Origin of the sequence: Paraburkholderia sp. EG286B (assembly GCF_040965655.1) — a bacterium.
Lineage (GTDB): Bacteria > Pseudomonadota > Gammaproteobacteria > Burkholderiales > Burkholderiaceae > Paraburkholderia.
On the sequence record NZ_JBFRCF010000009.1, the window covers coordinates 241,775 to 263,210 of the forward strand.

At 67.8% G+C, this 21,436-nt stretch carries 20 protein-coding genes and 1 riboswitch; of the genes, 12 read left to right on the forward strand and 8 right to left on the reverse strand.

Annotation, left to right across the window (positions count from 1 at the left end):
* Positions 1-171: 171 nt before the first annotated feature.
* From treF to AB4Y42_RS21310, 4 genes are all read left to right on the forward strand, one after another.
* A complete protein-coding gene (treF, locus tag AB4Y42_RS21295; protein WP_368695324.1) occupies positions 172-2,007 on the forward strand; it encodes an alpha,alpha-trehalase TreF in 1,836 nt (611 codons plus the stop codon).
* A 99-nt stretch (positions 2,008-2,106) separates the two neighbouring features.
* Complete coding sequence (locus AB4Y42_RS21300) at positions 2,107-2,790, forward strand: HAD family hydrolase (protein ID WP_368689683.1); 684 nt, start codon at positions 2,107-2,109, stop codon at positions 2,788-2,790.
* Between the two features lie 252 nt (positions 2,791-3,042).
* Positions 3,043-3,957, forward strand: a complete 915-nt coding sequence (locus tag AB4Y42_RS21305; RefSeq protein WP_368695249.1) for a glycosyltransferase family 2 protein — start codon at positions 3,043-3,045, stop codon at positions 3,955-3,957.
* An 89-nt stretch (positions 3,958-4,046) separates the two neighbouring features.
* On the forward strand, positions 4,047-6,017 hold the full coding sequence (locus AB4Y42_RS21310; protein WP_368695250.1) for a PAS domain S-box protein: 1,971 nt from the start codon (positions 4,047-4,049) through the stop codon (positions 6,015-6,017).
* Between the two features lie 33 nt (positions 6,018-6,050).
* Here the strand turns inward: AB4Y42_RS21310 and AB4Y42_RS21315 are convergent, their stop codons facing one another.
* Entirely contained in the window at positions 6,051-6,884 is an 834-nt protein-coding gene (locus AB4Y42_RS21315) for a class II glutamine amidotransferase (protein WP_368689680.1), read from the reverse strand.
* Positions 6,885-6,939: 55 nt separating this feature from the next.
* A complete protein-coding gene (locus AB4Y42_RS21320) occupies positions 6,940-7,617 on the reverse strand; it encodes a MarC family protein (RefSeq protein WP_069266235.1) in 678 nt (225 codons plus the stop codon).
* Positions 7,618-7,862: 245 nt separating this feature from the next.
* Here AB4Y42_RS21320 and AB4Y42_RS21325 point away from each other — a divergent pair, with 245 nt between their 5' ends.
* The gene (locus AB4Y42_RS21325) at positions 7,863-8,078 is read left to right on the forward strand and encodes a DUF3311 domain-containing protein (protein ID WP_368689679.1); all 216 of its coding nucleotides are present in this window, start codon (positions 7,863-7,865) and stop codon (positions 8,076-8,078) included.
* Positions 8,075-9,550 (forward strand): sodium:solute symporter, encoded by a 1,476-nt coding sequence (locus AB4Y42_RS21330; RefSeq protein WP_368689678.1) that lies wholly within the window; start codon positions 8,075-8,077, stop codon positions 9,548-9,550. The genes AB4Y42_RS21325 and AB4Y42_RS21330 overlap by 4 nt, the downstream gene beginning before the upstream one ends.
* Before the next feature lie 61 nt (positions 9,551-9,611).
* On the opposite strand, the gene AB4Y42_RS21335 is transcribed toward AB4Y42_RS21330, so the two are convergent.
* The gene (locus AB4Y42_RS21335; protein WP_342922571.1) at positions 9,612-10,229 is read right to left on the reverse strand and encodes a glutathione S-transferase family protein; all 618 of its coding nucleotides are present in this window, start codon (positions 10,227-10,229) and stop codon (positions 9,612-9,614) included.
* Positions 10,230-10,242: 13 nt separating this feature from the next.
* The gene (locus AB4Y42_RS21340; protein WP_368689677.1) at positions 10,243-10,608 is read right to left on the reverse strand and encodes a hypothetical protein; all 366 of its coding nucleotides are present in this window, start codon (positions 10,606-10,608) and stop codon (positions 10,243-10,245) included.
* A 103-nt stretch (positions 10,609-10,711) separates the two neighbouring features.
* Between AB4Y42_RS21340 and AB4Y42_RS21345 the strand changes: the two genes are divergently transcribed.
* On the forward strand, positions 10,712-11,158 hold the full coding sequence (locus AB4Y42_RS21345; RefSeq protein WP_368695251.1) for a MarR family winged helix-turn-helix transcriptional regulator: 447 nt from the start codon (positions 10,712-10,714) through the stop codon (positions 11,156-11,158).
* Positions 11,159-11,160: 2 nt separating this feature from the next.
* On the opposite strand, the gene cobM is transcribed toward AB4Y42_RS21345, so the two are convergent.
* From cobM to cbiE, 3 genes are read right to left on the reverse strand one after another with little or no spacing between them, the layout of a single operon-like run.
* Positions 11,161-11,892: a precorrin-4 C(11)-methyltransferase gene (cobM, locus tag AB4Y42_RS21350; RefSeq protein ID WP_368695252.1), complete on the reverse strand. Its 732-nt coding sequence runs from the start codon at positions 11,890-11,892 to the stop codon at positions 11,161-11,163.
* Positions 11,889-12,632, reverse strand: a complete 744-nt coding sequence (locus AB4Y42_RS21355; protein ID WP_368695253.1) for a cobalt-precorrin-6A reductase — start codon at positions 12,630-12,632, stop codon at positions 11,889-11,891. The genes cobM and AB4Y42_RS21355 overlap by 4 nt, the downstream gene beginning before the upstream one ends.
* A complete protein-coding gene (gene cbiE / locus AB4Y42_RS21360) occupies positions 12,629-13,855 on the reverse strand; it encodes a precorrin-6y C5,15-methyltransferase (decarboxylating) subunit CbiE (protein ID WP_368695254.1) in 1,227 nt (408 codons plus the stop codon). Before cbiE ends, AB4Y42_RS21355 begins: the two co-directional genes overlap by 4 nt.
* Before the next feature lie 130 nt (positions 13,856-13,985).
* Positions 13,986-14,174, forward strand: a riboswitch (cobalamin riboswitch).
* Between the two features lie 65 nt (positions 14,175-14,239).
* On the opposite strand from cbiE, the gene cobG reads away from it, so the two are divergent.
* Genes cobG through cobJ form a run of 4 tightly spaced genes read left to right on the forward strand, consistent with a single transcriptional unit; the run spans position 14,240 to position 18,673 of the window.
* Positions 14,240-15,625, forward strand: a complete 1,386-nt coding sequence (gene cobG / locus AB4Y42_RS21365) for a precorrin-3B synthase (protein ID WP_368695255.1) — start codon at positions 14,240-14,242, stop codon at positions 15,623-15,625.
* On the forward strand, positions 15,618-16,244 hold the full coding sequence (locus AB4Y42_RS21370) for a precorrin-8X methylmutase (RefSeq protein WP_368695256.1): 627 nt from the start codon (positions 15,618-15,620) through the stop codon (positions 16,242-16,244). Before cobG ends, AB4Y42_RS21370 begins: the two co-directional genes overlap by 8 nt.
* Positions 16,245-16,976 carry a precorrin-2 C(20)-methyltransferase gene (locus AB4Y42_RS21375; RefSeq protein WP_368689672.1) on the forward strand — a complete coding sequence of 244 codons (732 nt, stop codon included), beginning with the start codon at positions 16,245-16,247 and terminating at the stop codon, positions 16,974-16,976. It abuts the gene before it with no gap.
* Positions 16,964-18,673 carry a precorrin-3B C(17)-methyltransferase gene (gene cobJ / locus AB4Y42_RS21380; protein ID WP_368695257.1) on the forward strand — a complete coding sequence of 570 codons (1,710 nt, stop codon included), beginning with the start codon at positions 16,964-16,966 and terminating at the stop codon, positions 18,671-18,673. Before AB4Y42_RS21375 ends, cobJ begins: the two co-directional genes overlap by 13 nt.
* Positions 18,674-18,680: 7 nt before the next feature.
* On the opposite strand, the gene AB4Y42_RS21385 is transcribed toward cobJ, so the two are convergent.
* Positions 18,681-20,198, reverse strand: coding sequence for a diguanylate cyclase (locus AB4Y42_RS21385; RefSeq protein WP_368689670.1), 1,518 nt, complete (start codon positions 20,196-20,198; stop codon positions 18,681-18,683).
* Between the two features lie 266 nt (positions 20,199-20,464).
* On the opposite strand from AB4Y42_RS21385, the gene AB4Y42_RS21390 reads away from it, so the two are divergent.
* Complete coding sequence (locus AB4Y42_RS21390; RefSeq protein WP_368695258.1) at positions 20,465-21,433, forward strand: flagellar brake protein; 969 nt, start codon at positions 20,465-20,467, stop codon at positions 21,431-21,433.
* The last annotated feature ends 3 nt before the right edge of the window (positions 21,434-21,436 follow it).

Sequence of the window (21,436 nt, forward strand, 5' to 3'; positions counted from 1 at the left end):
TATCGCGCAACGCGATATGAAGAATATGCACTATCCCGATTTCGAATAGCGACGCAGTTGCCAGCCGCCTCGCCAGCCCGCTGCGCGGAACGGAAATTGCTCTTGGACACGCTTCGCCTGCGCTCCTGGTTCGCGCGGGCGCGCTCTTCGCCCATCAAAAACATCAAGGCCATGTCTTTCCCGTTCCGCTCCCGCACGCCCGAATCCACCACGAAATCCCGCCCCATCCCGTTTGCCGCCACGCTCGCCGCCGCGTTGTGCCTTGCCTGGCCGCTCGCGCAAACCGCCCAGGCCGCCGACGCCGCAGCCTCCGCCAGCACGCCCGGCGCCGCGCAGGAATTACAAACGCCGGCGCGATCGGCAAAGCCGGTTCGCTCGCCGGCTCAGCATGACGCGGTAAAAGAAAGCCAGCCCGCCACACCCGCCGACCTCTACGGCCGCCTCTATCACGACGTGCAGCTCGCACAGATCTTCCCCGACAGCAAGACGTTTGCCGACATGCTGCCCAACGAGCGCCCGAGCCAGATCACGGCGGGCTACGAGCGCTGGCGCCAGCAGCACGCAGGGCTGCACGACAACGCCGCGCGCAAGGCCGCGCTCACGCAGTTCGTGAACCAGTCCTTCACGGCCCCGGCGCAAACCGAAGACCACTACGTCTCCGATCCGAACCAGGATGTCGTCGGCCACATCGACACGCTCTGGAACGTGCTGAGCCGCCGCCCCGACGCAAAGCCGAATCCGTATTCGTCGCTGCTGCCGCTGCCTTTTGCGTACGTCGTGCCGGGCGGGCGCTTCAACGAAATTTACTACTGGGATTCGTACTTCATCATGCTCGGCCTGGAAGCGAGCGGCCGCCACGAACTCGCGCTCGACGAGCTGAACAACTTCGCCGCGCTGATCGACCGCTACGGCCATATCGCGAACGGCAATCGCACCTACTACCTGAGCCGCTCGCAGCCGCCGTTTTTCGCGCAGATGGTGAGCCTCGTCGCGCAGAAAGACGGCGACGCCGTGTACCTCCATTACCTGCCGCAACTACGCAAGGAATACGACTACTGGATGGCCGGCGCGCAGACGCTCAAGCCCGGCCACGTCGCGCGCCACCTCGTGCGCCTGCCCGACGGCACGCTGCTCAACCGCTACTGGGACGCGCGCAACCGTCCGCGCGACGAGTCGTACCGCGAGGACATCCTGACCGCGCGCGCCACGCCGCAGCGCGACGCCTCGGACCTCTGGCGCAACCTGCGCGCGGGCGCGGAAACGGGCTGGGACTACAGCTCGCGCTGGCTCGCCGACGGCCACACGCTCTCGACCATCGACGTGACCTCGCTCGCGCCGGTCGACCTCAATTCGCTGATGGTGATCCTCGAACGCACGCTCGCGAAGGCCTACGGCCTGCAGGGCGACGCGCGCGAGGCCGAGCTGATGACGAAGCGCGCGCAACAACGCGCCGACGCCATCGACCGCGTGCTGTGGGACCCGCAACTGCATGCGTACAGCGACTACGACTTCGTGCACCATACGCTCACGCACCGGCTCACGGCGGCGACCGTTTACCCGCTCTATGCGGGCGTCGCGACGAAAGCCCAGGCGCAGGACGTGGCCGCCGCGCTGCGCGCCGGACTGCTGCGCCCCGGCGGCCTCGCCACCACCCAGGTGGCGACCGGCCAGCAATGGGACGAGCCGAACGGCTGGGCGCCGCTGCAATATCTCGCGGTCATGGGGCTGCGCCGCTATGGCGAGCAGGACCTCGCGCAGGAAATCGCCACGCGCTGGATCACCACGAATCTCGCCTACTACACCCGCACGCACAAGCTCGTCGAGAAGTACGACGTGAGCGCGTCGGCCACCAAGGCCTCGTCGGCGGGCGGCGGCGAATATCCGCTGCAGGACGGCTTTGGATGGACCAACGGCGTGCTGCGCGTGCTGCTGCAGCTGTATCCGCAGACGGGCGCCGCGCAAGGCGCACCGGCGGCGTCCGACGCGTCTGCGGCCAGCGCGCCCTGAGGCGACGCCGCGCGCCCTCCGCGGCGCACGCCGTCGCCGCGCGGCGTACACTTTTTGCGCCACCACCGCGTAATCGTCGTGTAGCAACAGGAGCCCCCCATGCGCAACGAAACGGCCTTTTTGTTCGACCTCGACGGCACGCTCGTCGACAGCGTGTATCAGCATGTGCTCGCATGGAAGGAAGCGCTCGACGCGGACGGCATCGAGCTTTCGGTGTGGCGCATTCACCGTCGCATCGGCATGAGCGGCGGCCTCTTCATGAACCAGCTGCTGCGCGAGACCCACGAGGCCCACGAGTCGATCGCGCCCGAGCGCATCGCGCGCTTGCAAAAACTACACGCCGACGCCTACCGCCGCCACGCCGACAAGGTGCGTCCGCTGCCCGGCGCTCGCGCGCTGCTCGACGCGCTCAGCGCCGCACAGGTGCCCTGGGCGATCGCCACGAGCGGGCGGCTCGCCACGGCGTCCGTGAACTTGCAGGCGCTCGGCGTGGACCCGTCCGTCACGACCGTGGTCACGCGTGACGAAGTGCGCCACGCCAAGCCCGACCCGGATCTTTTCGTCGCCGCGGCGCTGCGGCTGAACGTGCCGATCGAGCGCTGCCTCGTGGTGGGCGACAGCGTCTGGGACATGCTCGCGGCCCAGCGCTGCCGCGCGCTCGGCATCGGCCTGCAGTCGGGCGGCTACGGCACCGAGGAACTGCAACGCGCGGGCGCGCTGCGCGTGTACGAAGATCCCGCCGACCTGCTCGGCCACCTCGACGAAGTCTGCGCGCGCGATTGAGCGGCGGATCGAGCCGCGAATCGGGTTGATCGCGCGCGCCGCCGGACGCGGCGCGAAAATTGCGCAGTTCCCGGCTGTGCAGTGCAGCACCGCCGCTGCGCCGCCCCGCCACTGGCGCACGCCATGTACTGCATGTCGCGCGCCATCGGCGTATGCTGACATAGGTCAATTCGACAACTCACCGGCCGGCTCCCGCCGCCTGCTGCGATGAACGACTCCGCCCCTGCCCCCGGAACTCCCAGCGCGCCACGCGTGACGGTAGTCGTCCTCACGCGCAATCACGTGCGTCAAATCATCGATACCGTCGCGCGCCTCACCGCCCTTCCCGAACACCCCGACGTCATCGTGGCCGACAACGGCTCCACCGATTCCACCGTCTCCCTGCTGGCGTCGCTCTTTCCGCAGGTGCGCATCGTCCAGTCGCTGGGCGACCACGGCATGGCCGGTTTCAATCGCGCCGTGCTGCTCGCGCGCACCGACTATGTCGCGTGCTGCGACGACAGCACCTGGTTCGCGCCCGGCGCGCTCGCACGCGCGGCGCAGCTGCTCGACGCCCACACGCAGGTGGCCGTGCTCAACGCGCGCGTGGTGAGCGGCGACGAGCGCGAAATTCACCCCGCCTGCCTGATGCTCGCCGCCACATCGCCGGGCGCGGAAGGCGAGGCCGGGCCGGGGCTCGCGAACTTCATGGCCGGCGCGTGCATTTTCCGCGCAGCCGTGTTCCGCGCGCTCGGCGGCTACGAGGAGCGGCTTTCGCACGGCGGCGCCGAGGAGCTGGCCGCGCTCGACATGCTGTCGGCCGGCCACCAGATCGTTTATTGCGAGCAGGCGCTCGCGCATCGCGAGCCGCTTTACCGCTGGTTCACGCGCGCGCAGCAATGCGCGCTCGCGCGCAACACCGCCTGGGTGGCATGGATGCGCCTGCCCGCGCGCGATGCGATCGCGGCGACCGGCCGTGCGCTCGCCGTGTTCGCCCGCCAGCGCTCGCTCGGGCCCGCGGGCGTGGCGCTGCTGCGCGGCGCGTTCTGGACCTTGCGCGCGCGCCGCGTGGTGCCGCCCCACGTCGTACTGCTCACCCGCCAGGTACGCCGCGCGGAACGCCACGTGCGCGCAGGCATTCCGGCAATGGCCGAAAAGTACGACCGCTCGGGGCAGCGCGCGTGGTAAGCTGCGGCGCCCGCTGCGCGCGGGACGTCCATTCAAGAGGCCAGAGCCTGTCAAACTTGTGAACAGGCCCCATGACAGACCCGAGGACCATGACGACGCCCGACCCCGGCATCGCCCCGCACGACACCGCGACCGAAAGCCACCACGAACGCCGCTTCGAGGCGCTCGTGGAGCCGATCGAGGACTACGCGATCTTCCTGCTCGACACGCGCGGCTACATCGTGAGCTGGAATCGCGGCGCGGCCCGCATCAAGGGCTATGAAGCGCACGAGATCATCGGCCAGCACTTCTCGCGTTTTTACACCGACGACGCCAACGCGCGCCGCTGGCCCGATCACGAGCTGGAGCAGGCCGCGCTGCACGGGCGCTTCAACGACGAAGGCTGGCGCGTGCGCAAGGACGGCTCGACGTTCTGGGCCAACGTCGTCATCACGGCGCTGCGCGAGCGCGACGGCTCGCTCTCCGGCTTCGCCAAGGTCACGCGCGACCTCACCGCCGAGCGCCGCCAGGTCGAGGCACTGCGCCTTTCCGAAGAGCGCTTTCGCCTGCTCGTGGAAAGCGTAAGCGACTACGCGATCTTCATGCTCGATCCGCAGGGCCACGTGGTGAGCTGGAACACCGGCGCGACCAACCTGAAGGGCTACCGCCCGGCCGAGATCGTCGGCCAGCATTTTTCCGTGTTCTATCCGCCCGACGAGGTCGCCGCCGGTCAGCCCGAGCGCGAGTTGCGCCGCGCGAAGGAGTTGGGCCGGGTCGTGACCGAGGGCTGGCGCGTGCGCAAGGACGGCTCGATGTTCTGGGCCAACGTCACGCTCACCGCGGTGCATGACGGCCACGGCCGCCTCACGGGTTTCGCGAAGGTCACGCGCGACATGACCGAAAGCCGCCGCACCGACGAACTCGAGCATTCGAGCGAGCAGATGAAGCAGTTCCTCGCCTTGCTCGCGCACGAACTGCGCAACCCGCTCGCGCCGGTGCGCAACGCCGTGGCCACGATGCGCCTCATGGATGCGCCGAGCCCCGAGATCGAGCGAGCGAGCGAAATGATCGACCGCCAGATCGTGCACCTCACCCGGCTCGTGGACGACCTGCTCGACGTCGGGCGCATCACGTCGGGCAAGATCGAGTTGCGCGAGGCGCCGCTCGACCTGCACGAAGTGGTCGCGCACGCCATCGACGCGGCGCAGCCCTTCACCTCGGCACGCGGCCAGCACGTGGACGTGCAGATGCCCGACGCGACGCTCACCATGACGGGCGATCACACGCGCCTCGTGCAGGTGCTGCAGAACCTGTTGCACAACGCCTCGAAGTTCTCGCCCGACGGCAGCCGCATCGTCGTGGACGTACGTTCCGCCGCGCGCGCCGTGCAGATCCAGGTGCACGACGAAGGCCGTGGCCTGCGGCCCGGCACGTACGAGTCGATCTTCGGCCTCTTCAGCCAGGACCGCTCGATGCCGGGGCCCACGGAAAACGGGCTCGGCATCGGCCTCATGCTGTGCCGCTCGCTCGTCGAGCTGCATGGCGGCACCATCTCCGCGAGGAGCGACGGGCCCGGCAAAGGCAGCACGTTCACGATCCGCCTGCCGTTCGCGCGCGAGAGCGCGCACGCGGTGCAGCCGGCGCCGCTCACGCCGGACACCACCGAGCTTGCCGCGCTGGCGGAAGCCGGCGTGCCGCCGCTGCGCGTGCTCGTGGTCGACGACAACCGCGACTCGGCCGACAGCCTCGCCATGCTGCTCGAACTCAAAGGGCACGACGTGCGCGTGGCCTACAGCGCCGCCCACGCGTGCGAGGAAGTGGACGGCTTCACGCCCGACGCCGCGCTCATCGACATCGCCATGCCGGAGATCGACGGCTATGCAACGCTGCGCGCCCTGCGCGCGCTGCCGCCGCTCAAACACACGCTGTTCGCCGCGATGACGGGCTTCGGCCAGGCCGCCGACATCGAACTCACGCACGAAGCGGGCTTCGAGATGCACCTCGTGAAGCCCGTGGACGTCACGCTGTTCGACGAGGTGCTCGCGCTCGCGGCGGCAAGGCAAAGGCGCCGCAGCGCGTGAGGTCGACTTATCGCGCCCTTAAGTTACGGTGCCTTAAGGTGAGATAGGTGCGAACGGCCGGTATTCGACCTCGGGCCCGCGCACGACAATAGCCGTCGATTCCGGCACTTCGGCCCATACATCGGGCGCATCGCCAAGCGGCTCGGAAACGAGCAGATACGCGTCGTCGCCGGCCGCGATGATGCGCGGGTCGTCGGGATACAGTTCGCGCAGATGCCGGAACGCCGTGGTGTGATAAAGCGAGCGGGAATTGCGTTCGCTCGAATACCGCACGGCGACGATCTGCTCGCCGTCGCATGCGCAAACCGTCATGTTGAGCGCCGGCTCGACGCCATGCTTTTGCGCGGTTGCCTCGACAAAACCCGCCATGCGTTCCAGCGCAAGAACAGGATCGACTTCAAGGCCGAATGTCATCGCGAGATAGAACATCGTTTCCGAATCCGTCGACCCTTCGAGCGCATTGAAGCGCCCCGGATCGATCGCGACCAACAGATCGCGCCGCATCAGCGGATAGCTGCGGATCAGGCCGTTGTGCGCGAAGATCCAGCGCCGGTGCCGAAACGGATGGCAGTTCGTTTCCTGCACCGGCGTATGCGTGGCCGCGCGAATGTGCGCGACGAACATCGGCGCACGCACCGCGCGCGCCAGCTCGCGCAGGTTGCGGTCGTTCCAGGCGGGATGCACGCTGCGGTAGCGATAGGGAATGTCGTGCGGGTCCTGATACCAGCCCATGCCGAAGCCGTCGCCATTCGTGGTGGTCGCGCCTTTGGTGGAATGCAGGCTTTGGTCGATCAGCGAATGCCGTGCGTGAAATAGCACGGTTTCGAGTTGCACGGGGTTCCCGCTATACGCAAGCCAGCGGCACATGATGGTCTCCTTCGCGTGAGAACGCTTGTGTACGCCGGCCCGATTGACAGCGCCGCTACTTCGCGGCGCGCAGGTCGGCGATCGGCGTGAGAAAGCCGGTCAGGCCAGTCAGTATGATCTGCACCCCGATGCACAGGAGCAGAAACGACGACACGCGCATGGCCACGCGCGTGCCTTCCACACCCAGGTACTGCGAAAGCCGCGCAGCGCGGCTGTATACGTAATAGATCACGAGCATGACGAGCGCGGAGATCACGAGCGACGCGAAGCTCGAGAGCAGCCACGCCGAAAGCTTGTGCGTGCGGTTGGCATTCAGCGCAATGGCCGTGGCGATGGAGCCCGGGCCGGTGGTGAGCGGAATGGTCAGCGGAAAAAAGGCCTTGCCGGAAGCCGAACTCGCGCTCACGGGCTTGACCGGATGATCGACCGCGGGCGGCTCCGGCTCGGGCGCGTTGAGCATTTGCCAGCCGGCCACGGCTACGGCGAGGCCGCCGCCGATACGCAGCGCTTCCATTGAAATACCGAAGAAATGCAGGATGGGCGTGCCGACGAAAAAAGCCCCGACCAGTACGAAGAACGCGTTGATCGCCACGCGTTTGGCGAGCAGGCGCCGCTCTTCGTCGGTAAGCGTCGTGGTGCGATCGAGAAAAACAAAAGCACCGCTCAAGGGATTGATGATGCTGATGAGTCCGGTGAAACCGAACAGGATGTCTGAAATCAGGCTCTCGATCATGGAGTCGATCCGTTAAGGGCATGCGCAAAAAGCGCGCCGGGCTGCCAGAAGTGTAGCCGGATCGGCGTCACGCGTGCCGGATCGATGTCGCTCGATGCCCCCGAAAATGGCGCATTGCACCAAACTTTACGGCAAGTCCTTCAGTATTTTTGGCAGCTTTACGGGGCGCGTTCACAAGCATAGAGTGAGTGGCCTCGCACCCCGACGCGACGTTTCTTTTCTTCTTATATGAAAGAGGAGTTGCCATGTCACTGCGGTTGCTCGCTGCCTTGCCCTTTATCGGCATCCTGTTAGGGGTGCCGTTCGTCAATCGCACCGAGCCGCTCGTGCTCGGCATGCCGCTCGTGCTCGCGTGGATCGTCATGTGGGTCGTGCTGGCCGCGGTGATCATGGGGATCGTCTACCGACTCGACCCGGTCAACCGGCTTTCGGGCGACGCGGATGCGGAGGTGCGATCATGAGCGCCCTCATCATCATCGCGGCGATGACCTTCGTCGCGCTCTACCTCGGCATGCGCGCCCGCCGCGGGCACGACATGAACCTCGAGCAGTGGGCCGTGGGCGGCCGCAGCTTCGGCACCGCGTTCGTGTTCCTGCTGATGGCGGGCGAGATCTACACCACCTTCACGTTCCTCGGCGGCAGCGGCTTCGCCTATGGCAAGGGCGCGCCCGTCTATTACATTCTGGCTTACGGCACGCTTGCATACATCCTCTCGTACTGGATGCTGCCGCCCGTATGGCGCTTCGCCAAGCAGCACCGGCTCGTCTCGCAGCCGCACTTCTTCGCGCGCAAGTACCAGAGCCCCGCGCTGGGCGTGCTGGTGGCGTGCGTGGGCGTGCTCGCGCTCGTGCCGTATCTCGTCCTGCAGCTCAAGGGCCTCGGCATCATCGTGACGACGGCCTCCTATGGCGCGATCTCCTCCACGGCGGCGATCTGGATCGGCGCGGCCGTGGTCACGGCTTACGTGATCGTTTCGGGCGTGCGCGGCTGCGCGTGGAACTCGGTCGTGAAGGACACGATGATTCTCGCCATTGCCGTGTTCCTCGGCATTTACCTGCCGATCCACCACTATGGCAGCCTGAGCGAGATGTTCCGCGCCATCGACGCCGCCAAGCCCGGCTTCCTCACGTTCCCGGCGCGAGGCCAGAGCGTGACGTGGTTCCAGTCCACCGTGCTGCTCACGGCGCTGGGCTTCTTCATGTGGCCGCACACGTTCATGTCGGTCTACACCGCGAAGAACGAGCGCATCTTCCGCCGCAACGCGATGATCCTGCCGCTCTATCAACTCATTTTGCTGTTCGTGTTCTTCTGCGGCTTCGCGGCCGTGCTCAAGGTGCCGGGCCTCAAGGGCTCCGACATCGACCTCTCGCTGTTCCGTCTCGCGCTGCAGACGTTCGATCCGTGGTTCGTGGGCGTCATCGGCGCTGCGGGCGTGCTCACCGCACTCGTGCCGGGCTCGATGATCCTCACCACGGCTTCGACGCTGCTCGCCAACGACGTCTATCGCGGCGCACTCTCGAAGAGCGCGGACGACGCGCAAGTCGCGAAGCTCGCGCGCATTTTCGTGCCGGTAATCGCGCTCGTGGCGGTCGGCTTTACGCTCAAGGGCGGCGACACCATCGTCGCGCTGCTGCTGATGGGCTACAACTTCGTCACGCAGCTGTTCCCGGCGCTGGTGTGCAGCCTCTTTGCGCACAATCGCGTGACGAAGCAAGGCGCGTTCTGCGGCATCGTGGCGGGCGTGCTCGTGGTGATCGCCACGACGCTCACGCATGTGAGCGTGGCTCAGCTGATTCCGTTCGCGCCGGACGCGCTCAAGGACGTCAACATCGGCTTCCTTGCGCTGTTCGTGAACGTGATCGTGCTCGTGGTGGTGAGCACGGTGACGCAGCCGCGCACGCATGTGGATCATGAGCATGCGCGGGCGCATTGAGATGGCGTAACGCGATAGCGAGGCGGCCCAATCGGCGTGATCCGGTTGGGCCGTTTTCCATTTATGCCGCCTTGCGCGCTTCGGCTATGCGCTGCGGCGCCTCGGGTCGCGCGTAGAGGCGTTCGAGATACGCCTGCAAACGCGGGAAGCCGTCCAGCAGTTGCACTTCGTTGGCCCAGTCCATCAGATACACCGTCACGCAGTCGGCGACCGAAAGCTGGTTGCCGACGATGAACTCGCGTCCTTCGAGATGCTTTTCGAGCACCGCGGCCATGGTCCTGAAGTCCTCCCGCGCGAGTTCGATTTCGGCGGGGCTGCGCTTTTCCGGCGGATACAGGAACGAATGCCGCGTGATTCTCCAGAGCGGCTGCTCCAGCTCGGTGACCGCGAACAGGGTCCAGCGATACGCCTGCGCCCGTTCGTCGAGATCCGCTGGCAACAGCGCCTTCTCAGGATATTTATCCGCGAGATACAGCACGATGGCAGCCGATTCGGGAATCACGCGGTCGCCGTCGATCAGCACGGGCACCTTGCCCGCGGGATTGATGCGCAGGTATTCCGGCCGCTTGTGCTCGCCTGCGAGCAGATTGACCGAGATGAATTCGAAATCGGCGTCGACTTCCTTGAGGCCCCATAGCGCGCGTTGCGAACGGGTGCCGGCAAAGCCGTAGAGTTTCATGGCGCGCCTCCGTTCAGACACCGGGAATCGGCAGAACCGGCATCACTTCGACGCCCTCGCCCGGAAAAATCGAAAAATGCGGGTGCCCTTCGAACAGCTTCGCGGCCTCTTCGTGCGATGCGGCACGCAGCACGGTATAGCCCGTTAGCGCGTTGGACGTATCCGCGATGCCATGCTCGCCAATCGACTTGGTCTTGCCGAGCGGGCCGCCCATATCGACGATCGACGCCTTGTGCTTTTCGACCCACGCGTGCCAGGCCGCTATGCCCTCCTTTTCCTTTGCGTGTCGATCCGCTTCGGAAAGCGCCGCCCAACCCTTCATGCGCGCGTTGTCTTTGGTACCGAGAAAAACAGCGAGAAACAGTTTCTGATCGCTCATGTGTCCTCCAACTGCTGGTCTGGTTGCTGGTCTGAAAACGGGAGCAACGGCATGTCGCTCATCCGGCCTTGACAGCATAGGTTGATATCAACATAATTGCAACATGGCACGCGCAAAGAAACTTCCCTTCGAAACCACGCTATTGGTGCGCGATTGCTGCCTGTGTCTGCATATGCAGCGGGCGGCACGCAATCTCGCGCGCATTTTCGACGACGTGCTGCGGCCGCTCGATCTCACGAACGGGCAGTTTTCGCTGCTGATGTCGCTGAACCGGCCGCATCCGCCCGGCATGAAAGACGTGGCGTCGCTGCTGGCCATGGACCGCACGACGCTCACGGCCGCGCTCAAGCCGCTGGAGCGGCGCGGTCTCGTCGTGATCGAGCAGGACCCGGAAGACAAGCGCAGCCGCTTGCTGAGCCTCACGGACGAGGGGCATCGGCTGCTCAACGCGGCGTTTCCGCTCTGGCAGCAAACGCATGCCGAAATCGAAAAGGAATTCGCCGAGGGCGAGGTGGACAAGCTGCGGGCGCACTTGCGCGCGCTTTCGTAGCCTTAGCGCTTCTGCGCCCCATACAGCGTCGAATCCGCAAACCCTTCCGCCGCGAGCACGCGCCCCACGAGAATGAGCGCCGTACGCTCGATATCAGTCGCCAGCACCTTCTGCGCGATGTCCGCGAGCGTGCCCGTTACGCGTTCCTCGTCGGGCCAGCTCGCGCGATAGATCACCGCGACCGGGCAATCTTCGCCGTAATGCGGCCGCAATTCGTCGACGATGCGCGCGATATGGCGCACGCCCAGGTGAATCGCGAGCGTCGCCTTGTGCCGCGCGAGGTCGCCTAGCTGCTCGCCTTCGGGCATCGACGTTTTGGTGGCGTAGCGCGTCAGGATGAGCGTCTGCGAAATGCCGGGCAGCGTGAGTTCGCTGCCGAGCGCCGCCGCGCACGCAGCGGTCGCGGTCACGCCGGGCACGACTTCATAAGGAATACCGAGCATGCGCAAGCGCCGGATCTGCTCGCCGATCGCGCCATAGAGCGACGGGTCGCCCGAATGCACGCGCGCCACGTCGAAGCCCTGGGCATGCGCGTTTTCGAGCAATGCGACGATCTCGTCGAGCTTGAGCGGCGCCGTGTCCACCACCTTATGCGCGCGGTGGCCTTCGAGCACGGCCGGCGGCACGAGCGAGCCCGCGTAGAGAATGACGGGGCAGCTGCGCACAAGGCGCTGGCCCTTCACGGTGATCAGTTCAGGATCGCCCGGCCCCGCACCGATGAAGAAAACGGTCATGCGTGGAAACTCCGCTGAATAGGGTTCGCGAGCGCGTCGCTTGCCGCTTGCGCCGACGTGAATTCACGTTGCGCGTCGGGCAGCGGCGGGCGCTGCATCATCACCACCGACAAGCCCAGTTCGCGCGCGACGGCGAGCTTCGCTTCGGTCGCGGCGCCGCCGCTGTTCTTGCTGACCACGACGTCGGTGCGCGCCTCGGTAAAGAGCGCGCGCTCGCCTTCTTCCGTGAATGGCCCGCGCGCATCGATGATGCATGCGCGGGCGTGGCCGGGATGCGCTTCGAGGCAACGGATCGTCCAGTGCTGCTGCGGCGGCACTTCGCTCAGATGCGCGAGCGGCTCGCGCCCGAGCGTGAAGAGCGGGCGCGCGAACGGCGCAATCGCCTCGACTACCCCAGCCCAGCCGCTTACCATGCGCCAGTCGTCGCCGGGCTGCGGCTGCCACGGCGCACGCCGCAGCGCCCAGTACGGCACGTCTGCCGCCGCGCATGCGCGCGCCGCGTTGGCGCTGATCTGCGCGGCATAGGGATGCGTGGCGTCGAAAACGAGCGCGATGTTTTCGTCGGCGAGAAAGCGCGCGAGCCCTTCTGCCCCGCCAAAGCCGCCCACTCGCACCGCGCAGGCGAGATCGGCGGGCACGCGGCCAAGGCCCGCGAGCGAGTACACGTGCTGCGGGCCGAGCGTGCGCGCGATCGCCAGCGCATCGCCGGTGCCGCCGAGCAGCAGGATGCGCGCCGTCATGGCTTGACCGCCTCGTAAAGCGTGACGGGCAACGCCTGACGCCAGGTGTCGAAGCCGCCCAGCGGCTGCGCCTCGCCGATGCCGATGCGCGTGAGCGTGCCGCCGTGCTGTGCGCGCCATGCCACTAGTGCCGCTTCGCTCTGCAACGTCACCGCGTTCGCGACGAGCCGCCCGCCGCTCGCGAGCGCCGCCCAGCATGCGTCCAGCACGCCGGGTACGGTCACGCCGCCGCCGATGAAGACCGCGTCGGGCGCGGCGAGTCCTGCGAGCGCGTCGGGCGCGCGGCCCGCGACGAGTTGCAAAGCCGGCACGCCCAACGCCGCCCGATTGTGCTCGATGAAGCGTTGACGCTCGGCGTGCGCCTCGATCGCGATCGCGCGGCAGGCGGCGTGCGAGCGCATCCACTCGATGCCGATCGAGCCGCTGCCCGCGCCCACGTCCCACAGCAGCGCGCCGGGCGTCGGCGCGAGACGCGCGAGCGTGAGCGCGCGCACGTCGCGCTTCGTGATCTGACCGTCGTGGCGAAAGGCGTCGTCGGGAAGGCCGGGCGTGAGCGTCCAGCCGCGCGCGGGCGTCTGCGCACTATCGCTTTCGCATTCGAATGCGACGAGATTGAGCGCCGCGGCTTGTTCGACGTGCCACGCATCGGCGCGGCCCTCGATGCGGAGTTCGAGCGGGCCGCCCAGATGCTCGAACACGGCAAGACGCGTGGCGGCGAAGCCCGCTTCGGCGAGCAGCGCGGCAAGCGCCGCGGGCGTGCGGCCGTCCGCGCTCAACGCGAGCACGCGCGAGCGCGCGTAGAGATGGCGGCGCAGCGCATCGAGCGGACGGCCGACGAGCGAGACCATCGCCGTATCCTGCAACGCCCACCCCATGCGCGCCGCCGCGAGCGAGAGCGACGACGGCGCGGGCAGCACGCGCATTTCACCGGGCGGCACGCGGCGCGCGAGCGTCGCGCCCACGCCGAACAGCATGGGGTCGCCGCTCGCGAGCACGCATACGGACGCATTCGACTCGCGGTATGCGAGCAGCGCCTCCACGCTGAACGGCTGCGGCCACGCCTCGCGCCGCGCACGCACGCGTGGGGGCAGCATCGCGAGATGGCGTTCGCCGCCCGTCACGATGGCCGCGTCGAACAGCGCGCGCCGCGCGTCGCGCCCGAGCCCCGCGTAGCCGTCGTCGCCGATGCCCACCACCGTCAGCCATGCCTGCTTGCCCTGCATGCGTTCTCCCGCCGTTGCCTGTTTTGTTGCCTGTTTCTCTACGCCGCCACGGGCCCGCAGCCCGATCATGGGGCGGAGCACGCGCGAAAACGGGCATAATACCGTGTCCGCCGGCGCCGTTAAGGCAACTTTGCGTGAGACCAGAGTCAGCGCTAAAGCGCTAACTCCGGATCGCAATCAGGGAACACAGCAAGCTGTGGCCGCCCTCGCGACTGTGAGCAGCGAGACCGCATCCACCTGAGCCACTGGTATTACCGGGAAGGCCGATGCGGTCGACGACCTGTGAGCCAGGAGACCTGCCGGCCGACTGTTCGCGCGAACCCATATCGGGCGGGGTGTACCGATATCGCTGCCGTTGCCGCGCAATGCTTACCCGGTATTCCCTTGAAACACGAAACGAAGCCCGTCTCGCCCGCTGCCGCATTGGCCGTGCTCCGCCCCTCGGCGTGCCCGGGGCTCGTGCGCGTGGTCGCGGCGCGCGACGGCGGCCTGTGCCGCATCCGTCTGCCCGGCGGCATGCTGAGCGCCGTGCGGGCGCGCGCCCTCGCCGACGCAGCGTCGACGCACGCGAGCGGCGTGCTCGAACTGACCAATCGCGCGAACGTGCAGATTCGCGGCGTGCTCGCGGGCGAGGAAGCGGCGTTGAGCGCTGCGCTGATCGGCGCGGGCCTCGGCCCCGCCGGCATCGACGCCGCGAGCCCGGTCGAGCGCGCGTGCGCCGCCGACGAATTGCGCAACGTGATGCTGAGCCCGCTCGCGGGCCTCGACCCTGACGCGTTGTGCGACACGACGGAACTCGCCGCCGCGCTCATCGACATGATGCAGCGCGAGCCACGCCTCGCCGCGCTCTCGCCCAAGTTCGCGCTGCAACTGGACGGCGGCGAGCGTGTGGCGATGCTCGAGCATCCGCACGACATCTGGCTCGCCGCGCTGCCTTATGGCGCAACGGTGCGCTTCGCGCTGGGGCTCGCAGGTTGCCCCACGGCGCAGCCAGTCGGCACGCTCGCGGCCGAAGACGTTTGCGCATCGATGCGCGCGCTGTTGCATGCGTTCCTCGATCTCGCGGACGCGGACGCCACCCGCATGCGCGACGTCCTCGCCACTCATTCGCTCGATGCGCTGCTGCAGCGCGCGCAACAGCATGGCGAATGCGCGCTGACGCGTGACGACGCCACGCTGCACGCGTGGCGCCGCGCGCCGAGCCCCGCCGGCTTGCGCCTCGGCGCGCACGCGCTGCACGCCGACGGCAGCGGCTACGTGGGCGCGCAGCCCGCGCTCGGCCGTATCGACGCGCCAACGCTGCGCGCACTCGCCGCACTCGCGGAAGACTCGGGCGATGCGACGCTGCGCGTGACGCCATGGCAAGGCGTGCTGCTGCCGAACGTGCCCGCGCACGCCATGCCCGCCGCGCTCGAACGCCTGCACGCGCTCGGCCTGATCGTCTCGCGCGCCGACCCGCTCGCCCGCCTCATCGCGTGCACGGGCTCGACCGGATGTGCGAAAAGCAGCGCAGACACGAAAGCCGACGCCCAGCGCCTCGCCGCCCTGCTGCCGCCCGGCGCCGAAGCCCACCTGAGCGGCTGCGAACGCTCCTGCGCGGCCGCGCATTGCGCGCCGTTCACGTTGCTCGCCAGCGCCCCCGACCACTACGACCTGTACCAGCGCGACGATACGCAAAGCGGCTTCGGCCGGCTCGTCGCGCGCAGCCTGACGATCGAAGCCGCCGCGCTGGCACTCGCGCAGCGGCCCCGGAGTACCCAAGATGTCTGATTACATTCGCGACGGCCAGGCGATCTATCGCGAGTCGTTCGCGACGATCCGCGCCGAAGCCGACCTCTCGCGCATTCCCGCCGACCTCGAAAAACTCGCCGTGCGCGTGATTCATGCATGCGGCATGGTCGACGTGGCCGCCGACCTCGCGTTTTCCGCAGGCGCGGGCATGGCGGGCCGCAACGCGCTCGCGGGCGGCGCGCCGATTCTCTGCGACGCGAAAATGGTCGCTTATGGCGTGACGCGCGCGCGCTTGCCCGCGGACAACGCCGTGATCTGCACACTCGACGATCCCGCCGTCCCGGATCTCGCGCGCGAGATCGGCAACACGCGCTCGGCAGCCGCGCTCGAACTGTGGCGGCCGCATCTGGCAGGCAGCGTCGTTGCGATCGGCAATGCGCCCACCGCGCTCTTTTATCTGCTCGACATGATTGCCGCCGGCGCCCCACGCCCCGCGCTCATCCTCGGCTTTCCCGTCGGCTTCGTCGGCGCGGCCGAGTCCAAGGCGCAGCTCGCAGCCGAAAGTCACGGCGTGCCCTTCGTCGTCGTGCACGGCCGCCGCGGCGGCAGCGCGATGGCCGCCGCCGCCGTCAACGCACTCGCTTCGGAGACCGAATAAATGATCCGCAAAGGACGTCTGCACGGCATTGGCGTCGGCCCCGGCGACCCCGAACTGCTCACGCTCAAGGCGCTGCGCCTGCTCAAGGCCGCGCCCGTGGTCGCGTATTTCGTCGCGAAGGGCAAGAAAGGCAATGCGTTCGGCATCGTCGAGGCCCATCTCGAAGCGGAGCAGGAACGCCTGCCGCTCGTGTACCCCGTGACGACCGAAGCGCTCGAACCGCCGCTCTCGTACGAAGCGATCATCGCCGACTTCTACGACGGCGCGGCGCAAATGCTTGCGCGCCATCTGGACGCCGGACGCGACGTGGCCGTGATCTGCGAAGGCGATCCGTTCTTCTACGGCTCGTACATGTATCTGCACGACCGGCTCGCCGCGCACTACGAGGCCGAAGTCGTGCCGGGCGTGTGCTCGATGCTGGGCGGCGCGGCGGTGCTGGGCGTGCCGCTCGTCTACCGCAACCAGAGCCTCGCCGTACTCTCGGGCGTGCTGCCCGAGGACGAATTGCGCCGGCGCCTGGCCGACGCGGACGCCGCCGTCATCATGAAACTGGGCCGCAACTTCGACAAGGTGCGCCGCGTGCTGGGCGAACTGGGCCTCGCGCATCGCGCGCGGTATGTCGAGCGCGCAACCATGGCGAACCAGCGCATCGTCCCGCTCGACGACGTCGATCCGATGGCTTCGCCCTACTTCTCGCTGCTCGTCGTACCGGGGGTGAAATGGCAGTCGTGACGCCGCCCGCGATCGTCATTCTCGGGCCCGGCGCGCTCGCCACGGCGCGGCGCGTGCAGGCGCTCTACCCCGGCGCGCAGGTCCATGCACTGCAGGGCCGCGTGGCAGGCGATGTCGCGTTCAGCGAGCTTGGCGCGCATTTGCGCGAATGCTATACGCGCGGCCTGCCCATCGTCGCGCTGTGCGCGGCGGGCATCGTGATCCGCTGCCTCGCACCGCTCCTCGCCAACAAGGGCGCGGAGCCGCCGGTGCTCGCGCTCGCCGAGGACGGCAGCGCCGTCGTGCCGCTGCTCGGTGGACTCACCGGCGTGAACGTCATGGCGCGCGAAATTGGCGCGGCGCTCGCGGTTGCGCCCGCCATCACCACGAGCGGCGAATTGCGCTTCGGCACCTGCCTGCTCAATCCGCCCGCGGGCTACGCGCTCGCGAGTCTCGCGCAAGGCAAGCGCTTCGTCTCCGATCTGCTTGCGGGCGCAACGACACGCGTGGACGGCCAGGCACCGTGGCTGGAAAACGTCGATCTGCCGCGCGACGTCGCGGCACGCCATGCCATCCGCGTGAGCGCGAACGCCTGGGACGGCAGTCCCGACGATCTCGTGATTCATCCGCGCAGCATCGTCGCGGCCGTGGGCGCGCCACGCGCAGCGCTTGCTGAAGATGTGCGTCGCGCACTCGATGCGCACGGCCTCGCGCCGCTCGCGCTCGCGGCACTGGTCGCCCCTGCTGCGCACACGCGCGATGCATCGCTCGCGCAGGCCGCAGCGGAACTCGGCGTCCCGCTGCGCTTCGTCGATAGCACGGAGAACACGGCGCAAGCCACGCTCGCCGCCCTCGACTTCGCGGCAAATGTCGAGCGCTACGCGCCGAACGATAACGGCGTCGCCCTCGCCTGCGCGGCCGCGCCGCTCGACCCGCTCACGCTGGGCCGCGCGCGCGGCAAGCTCACGGTGCTGGGCCTCGGCCCCGGACGCCCCGACCTGCTCACGCCCGCCGCGCGCGCCGCGCTCGACAGCGCCACCGATATCGTCGGCTATGCCACCTATGTGGAGATGGCGGGCCCGTTTCGCGCGGACCAGCAGCGCCACTCGACCGACAACCGCGAGGAACTGCAGCGCGCCCGCCACGCGTTCGAGATGGCGAGCGAGGGCCGGCGCGTGGCCGTGGTCTCGTCGGGCGACCCCGGTGTGTTCGCCATGGCGGCCGCCGTGCTCGAAGCGCTCGAAGGCTCGGGTGACGCCGGCTGGCATGCCGTCGAGCTGGCGATCGTACCAGGCGTTTCCGCAGCGCTCGCCACGGCGGCGCAAGTCGGCGCGCCGCTCGGCCACGACTTCTGCATGCTGTCGCTTTCCGACAACCTGAAGCCGTGGACGGTGATCGAAAAGCGCCTGCTGCATGCGGCTCAGGCCGATCTCGTGATGGCGTTCTACAACCCCATCTCGCGCGCGCGGCCCTGGCAGCTCGAGCGCGCGCTGGACATCGTGCGCAGCGTGCGCGCGCCGCACACGCGCGTGGTGCTGGGCCGCGACGTGGGCCGCCCCGGCGAGACGCTGCGCGCGACGACCCTCGGCGAACTGCGTTCGGCGGACGTCGATATGCGCACGATGGTGATCGTCGGGTCGTCGGCCACGCGCGGGTTCGCTCGCGGCGACGGCAGCGAGTGGATTTACACGCCGCGCTGGTATCGCGAGGATACCTAAAAGAAACTTACGCCTTCAGGGTGGGCAGCGAGTCGCGCGGGTCGGGTGGCGCGCCCTCGAACTCGCGCGCTTTCACCTGATTGCGCCCCGCCTGCTTCGCGGCGTAAAGCTCCGCGTCGGCGGCGCGCAGCAGCGCCTGCGCGCCATCGCTCTTGTGCGGCACGCAGGTGGCGCAGCCAATGCTCACGGTCAGCGTGCCGTATTCGCTATGCTCGTGCGCGATGCCCAGCGCCGCCACCTGCTGGCGCACCGCTTCCGCGATTTTCACGGCGCCGTCGATCGGCGTGGCCGGCAGCACCGCGGCGAACTCCTCGCCGCCGTAGCGCGCCACCATGTCCGTCGCGCGGCGGCAGGCCTCGCGTATCGCACGGGCCACCGCGGCGAGCACTTTATCGCCCTCGGCATGCCCGTAGAAGTCGTTGAAGAGCTTGAACTTGTCGATGTCGATGAAGAGCACCGAGAGCGGCTCGCCCGCGCGTCTCGCATGCTGCCATTCGGATTCGATGCGCAAGTCGAGTGCGCGCCGGTTGAAGAGGCCCGTGAGCGCGTCGGTGACCGCGAGACGTTCGAATTCCTTTTGCGTGGCGAGCCGCGTGCGCATCGAAAATGCGAGCAGCCACGACGAAGCCGCGATCAGCGCGCCGAAGATCAACGCCATCGGCGCATAGATCCGCAGGCGGTGGCGCCATGCGTCGAGTGCGCCGTCCACGGAAGGCGCGACCACCGCGACGAGCGACGTGTGCGGAACGCGCTTGTACGTATAAATGCGTTCGACCTCGTCCGCCTCGCCCACGGCGATGAACGAGCCGGCACTGTTTTTCAGCATCGGCTGGATGTAGTCGAGCTCGCCGATCTGCGCACCCACTTCGTAGTCCGAATAGGGATGGTGCGCGAGCAAGGTCCCATCGCTGAGCAGGATGAACGCGCTGCCCTTCGGGTCGATGTCGAGCCGGTCGAACAGCTGCTGAAAATACGCAAGACGCATCGTGAGCAACACGACGCCGCCAAACGAGCCGTCGTACTCGTTCACGCGGCGCGACAGCGCGATCGAATATTGGCCTTCGCGCGTGCGCGAGCGAATCGGGTCCGAAATATACATGCCGACCGAGCGCTCGTGCTGCGCCGTGAAATAGTCCCGGTCTGCGAGATTGACGCCGGGATACGCGCGGCCGTCGCGCGATTCGACGATATGGCCGCTCGCGTCGGCATAGAACGCGTCGTCGAGATACGCGCCGGTCGCCACGCGGCCGAACAGCAGCTTGCGGCGGAGGTCGGGCGGCAGGCTTTGCGTGCGCGGGTCGCGCGCGCTCTCGGCGGCGTCGAGCAGCAACAGGTCGCAGATGCTGAAATTGGCCTCGAGGTCGTTCGACATCAGCGCAACGAGCGCGCCCGAGTTGTGCTGCGTGCTGACGATGGCCTGGGTGCGCTGCTGCATCAGCCCCAACAGCACGATGGCGACGATGGCCGCGCCGACCAGCGAGCCCATCGTGCCGACAATGAACGGATGGCTTCCCACCCACTGCATGAGCGCCCGATTCCATTGGCGGAGGATTCGCAAACATCGTGTCCAGAGCTTCATGAGGCGTTTCCTCTTGCTCCGCTCATTGGGTTGATACCGTTCGTACCGCGTGCCGGCCAATTACAGATTGCATTCAGGGGCATCATACTGCGGCTCGCGAAACCGCCTTCGAATCGCGGCACCTACTCAATTTCCCTGCCGCGGCGCCGTAAACCAGATGAACCCGCGAAGTGAATTCGCGACGCGAACCGCTTACTGCCCAGCCTGCGCCGATGACCAACCCGACCACCGAAGCTCAAGCCGAAGCCACCGACGCCGCAACCGATGCTGTAACCGAAGCCGCCCCGCTCACGCCGCAAGCCCTGCCGGTCGGCGAGCCGCTCGCCTGGCCCGTCGTCGATCGCGACGGCGCCCTGCTGCTCGACGCCGGCTCGGTGCTGATGGGCGAAGCGGAACGCGACTTTCTGTTCCAGCATTTCGCGCCTCATCGCGGCGACAGGGAACGGCTCGAGGCTGCAGCGGAAAGCGAAACGGCCGCGAATGCGGCTAGCATCGGCGATACCGCCGCCACCACGCGCGACATGCACCTGACCATCGGCGCGCTGATGGGCCTGCGTCCGCAGATGGGCGCGAGCGGCGCACCGATGCACCCGTGCCGCCTGATCGGCTTCGCGCCCAACGAGGCACTCTTCGTGACGACGCCCTATGTCGACGGCCGCCCCATCGCCATCACGCCGGGCGAAAACGTGGAGATCGTCGCGATTGCGAGCCAGGCCGTCTATCGCTTCGTATGCACCGTGCATGCGCTCAGCCAGTCGCCGCTCGACTACCTCGTGCTTTCGAAGCCCGCCAACATCCGCCGCCTGCGCGAACGCCGCTCGATTCGGGTGCGCGCGCAATTTCCTGTGCGCTATGGCATCGGCGAGGAAGGTGCGGGTTATGACGGCGTGGCGCTCGCACGCGGGATCAGCGCGCTCGGGCTTTCGGTGAGCGCCGCGTGGGCACTCGGCAAGGTGGGCGAGCGGCTGCGCGTGGCCTTCCAGCTGCGCTCGGGCGACAACGCGACGGCGATCGAAACCACTGCAATCATCCGCAACGTGCAGGCGGAAACGGGCGACCCCGCCCACGCGACGCTCGGCCTCGAACTCGACCGCCTCACGCCCGCCGAACAGATGGCGATGAAAGTCTACGTATTCGATCGTCAGGACGACGTGCTGTACTGGACCGGCAGCATGCGCTAATGC